This is a genomic window from Staphylococcus sp. EG-SA-14, from assembly GCF_017151935.1.
GTDB lineage: Bacteria > Bacillota > Bacilli > Staphylococcales > Staphylococcaceae > Staphylococcus > Staphylococcus aureus.
This window is the reverse complement of sequence record NZ_JACVZM010000043.1, coordinates 1-4,147: the sequence shown is the minus strand read 5'-3', so window position 1 is coordinate 4,147 and position 4,147 is coordinate 1. Positions and strand designations below refer to the sequence as shown.

Below are 4,147 nucleotides of genomic sequence, written 5' to 3'. Positions count from 1 at the left end.
GAATGATGAACGTTTACACCACGTTCTCTTAATATTTCAGATATATCACGATAGCTCAATGCATATCTTAGATAGTAGCCAACGGCTACAGTGATAACATCCTTGTTAAATTGTTTATATCTGAAATAGTTCATACAGAAGACTCCTTTTTGTTAAAATTATATTATAAATTCAACTTTGCAACAGAACCTTCTTGTTGCTGTTCCTGTTCTGAATATAATTCTGGATTCATTTTTTTATCTAAGTTTCCTGCTAAACCATTTAGTTTTGGTTCATCTTCTGTTAACTTATTAACTCTTTCCGCAAAGGTATTTCTTCCTAAAACTCGTTCTAACTCTTTTAGTAAGATTTTTAAAAGCTTTAACGCTATTTCTATATTCTCTTTAAGTGGCTTTGCATTTTCGTAAAGTTGGTTAAAATTATCGTCTGCGTTTTCAATACGCTCAACTGCTTTATTTAATAAATCATCTTTCTCTCGTATTTCCTTATCTTTATCATCTAAGGCTCTACCAGACTTTATATACTCGTAATCTTCCGAAATATCTTGAGCAGCTTTTATCTGTTTCTGAAATTCATTGAAATCTTTTTGGCTTATTACAACATTTCCAGTTTCTTGTATTTCTTTGCTAAATAAACCACCTACTTTTTCAGTTTCTTGCTCATACGGAACATTTATAGGCTTTTTAAGCGTATTTAACGATTTTTGGTACTCTTGCATTAATTTATCGTTCTTTTGCTTTATATGGTCTGTTTTTTGGCTCTCACGTTCATATTCTTGCTTATGATATTCTGTTTTTTGTTTATACTGACTTATTTGCTCATGTTTAGCATTTGTTACTTGTCTTGATTGCCCACGTTCTAAATCATATCCTCGTTGTTTAACATGCTCATTAAATCTATCTTGAAACGCTGTTAAAGCTTTTTTATTACCTACAACTTCTTTAGCACTTAAACGACCATCATCAGTTATTGGAACAACGCCATAATGCATATGTGGTGTTTTTTCGTCCATGTGAACTGTTGCATATAATAAATTATCTTTACCGTATTCTTGTTCTAAAAACTCTTTAGCATATTCAAAAAACTGCTTTGTATCTTCTGGCGTTTGATTATCAAAGAAATCATTGTCTGATGTAATTAAACCATCAATGTGTTTAATCGCGTCTGTTCTAATTTTTCTTTTGCCTGTATAATTCTGTTCGATTTTTTCATCAATCAAGTTATTAAAATTCTGTTTATTAGCATTTACCAAATCATAATTTAAGTAAGTTTTACTATGGTCTATATCTTCATTTTCATAATTATTATTTTCTCTTTGAACATGTTTTTGTATGCCCGTTGTATTTGTTCCAGATTTAACTTTTGAAACTCTAACAATGGAATAAGACATATAAAAATCACTCCTAAGCACAAAGGTTTCATGTGTATTTAATAGTTTAAGTCTAATAACACACTAGACTTATTTTTAATAAGTCGTTAATACGTGTGCTCTGCGAGGCTTAAACCTGTTTTTGCTAACGCAAAAAATGAGTGGCAAAATGCTAGCCACTCATAGTTCTAAACCAAAATATAATATAACTATTCAAACTGCTTTTCAGAACGTTTAAATACAATAATCGTCAAAAGACAACATAAAATAATAAGGATAGCCATGGCTACAAGAATATTACTATACACTCCAGAAGAATAATTTATAAATTCCAGAACTAGTTTACGATTAATCAATTGTAGTGACAATAAACCTCCTACAATTGCTATACCTGTTCCCTCTGATAAAAAACTTGTGAAATTTAGCAAACTCATTCCAGAAGCAACTTCTTCTTCAGAAAGACTACTTGATACTATTTTTGATATAACTGTTTTAGTAAAAGATAATCCGCCCATAACAAATATAAACATAAAAGTAGTCAACCACATACTAAACTCAACAAAAAATGCAATAGTTAAAAAACTTATAGAGATAGACAATGATCCTAAAATAAAAACAAATAATGATCCTTTTCTATCCACTAAAAAACCACCAAAATAACCAAAAACAATAACACTCATGGTTCCAGGAAAAATAACACTATTACCTATTGTCGCTACATTTACATGATAAATAGTTTTCATCATATAAGGCACCATTGATATAAAACCAGCTACTATAGAAAATATTAGCCCACCAGAAAACAAACCAAGCATAAACGGAATGTTTTTCCCTAGTTTAGGATTAATAAAAGGGTTAGAAACTCTTGAAATATGTTTAATAAAAATCACAAAAAAGATTGTGAAGAGTATTAAAAAAGTCCAATTATAATTTGTCGTAAATAACATAAAACATATAATACTTATAGACATTAAAACAATACCTACGATATCTAATGTATTTTTTGTTGATTTACCAGGTACCATTACTTTAATAAGAAAAGGTATAGTTACTATTGTAATCATAGGAAGTATAAGTAGGTAAGACCAATGAATATAATGTGCTATTATTCCCCCTATTGAAGGACCTAACCCTTCACCTAAAGCTACAATTGATCCTATAAAACCAAAGGCTTTGCCTTGTTTTTTTCTTGTAATATTTCTAGCTACAACCACCATAATCAGTGAAGGGAATGCAGCAGATCCTACTCCTTGTACTAACCTACCAAAAATCAAAATAAAAAAGTGATTGTGACCAATAAAAGCAATCAATGAACCAAGACAGCTCAAACTAATACCAATAATTAACAATTTTTTTATATTTATATAATCAGATAATTTTCCATATACTGCTGTTCCTATCGAAAAAGTTAACATATATGCAGTGTTTACCCAGTTTGTAATTCCAGGAGTAGTATTAAAATGATTTGCAATATCAGGTAAAGAAACATTTAAAACCATTTCATTTAATACACTAAAAAATGAAAGAATACAAAGCCAAAATAAAACGCTATAAAACAAACCTTTAAATTTTTTATATAAACTAAACAATTTTACCTCTTTACTTGAGGTGACTAAAGTTTATAGGGGTAAATTATTCTTTCACCTCATATAAATTCCCCAAATTTTTAAATAGACACTTCATAAAAAAATCCTCCTAAATTAGAATAGTTTAAATATATCATTTTTGTTCAGTAATATTAATATGTACACTATTTCCAAAATTTAAATTCATGTTGCCAAAAATCGATTTGTTTTTGCAATTGTTTTTCGTTCGCTTTTAAAGTCGATTTCATTAAGTCCGTTAAATCGACTGGCGAAATTTCTTTTATCAAATTCTTATATTTTGTTCTAGAATTTCTGTGAAGCTTTCCCCATTCTTCTTCATCACTCAATAACATAAAAACTATTGCTCTATCCGCAGTGCGTTGGATAGTTTTCCAATCTGGTTGCAAGATATGTAAATCACTAAAGCAATCATTCCAGTAATCCACCATATCTCTTTTAAGTTCGATTTCTACACGCCATAAATGTTCAGACATAACTTCAGCATCTGCATTATCTTTACGTTCTTGCTTTTTATTATAAATTCTAATAAATCTATTACTATCTCTCACGCCAAAATATTTTGTTTCTGGCTTACCATTACGACCATAAAAAATAGTTTTCTTAACTGCTTTATCAGACATTGCATAGTAGTCACTCAAATCATCTTCAAAATCAAAGGCTAAATCTAATCTTGTAAAACCGTCATCTTCCATGTAGCTTATTATATTTTGTTTTAACCAAATCATTTCATCTCGTGTAAGTTTGTTTGGATTAAATTCAATACGCATATTACGTCTATCCCAACTATCTGCTTTCACTTTGTCATATTCAATATAAACTTTTTCTTGAAGTGCTTTAGCTTTAAACTTTGTTTGAAGAATATCCCAAAGTCTTATTTGGGGCTCTACACTCATAAATTTAGAAAGGGCTTGAGCGTTGTCTCGGTTGAGATTTCCAACGATCGTCATTGCATCAAAACTTAATTTTGGATCAGATATGCACACAGTATGTGCGTCCAACCGGCTATTAGAGTAGCCGGTTTTAGAAAAATTGTCTAAATCGTGATGGTTCTGTTGCAAAGTAAAAAATATAGCTAATCACTAATATATCATGTCAGTGTTCGTTTAACTTGCTAGCATGATGCTAATTTCGTGGCATGGGGAAAATCCGTAGATCTGAAGAGACCTACGGT

General features: G+C 30.2%; 3 protein-coding genes and 1 pseudogene. All 4 read right to left on the bottom strand.

The features are described 5' to 3' along the window. Positions 1–134, bottom strand: a pseudogene (locus IDG63_RS14090) (IS6 family transposase); the annotation flags it as partial. Positions 135–163: 29 nt separating this feature from the next. Next, positions 164–1,390, bottom strand: a complete 1,227-nt coding sequence (mobV, locus tag IDG63_RS14085) for a MobV family relaxase (protein WP_049426404.1) — start codon at positions 1,388–1,390, stop codon at positions 164–166. A gap of 188 nt (positions 1,391–1,578) precedes the next feature. Then, entirely contained in the window at positions 1,579–2,958 is a 1,380-nt protein-coding gene (tet(K), locus tag IDG63_RS14080) for a tetracycline efflux MFS transporter Tet(K) (protein ID WP_000492283.1), read from the bottom strand. A gap of 161 nt (positions 2,959–3,119) precedes the next feature. Next, positions 3,120–4,034 (bottom strand): replication initiation factor domain-containing protein, encoded by a 915-nt coding sequence (locus tag IDG63_RS14075; RefSeq protein WP_001829558.1) that lies wholly within the window; start codon positions 4,032–4,034, stop codon positions 3,120–3,122. Positions 4,035–4,147: the final 113 nt, after the last annotated feature.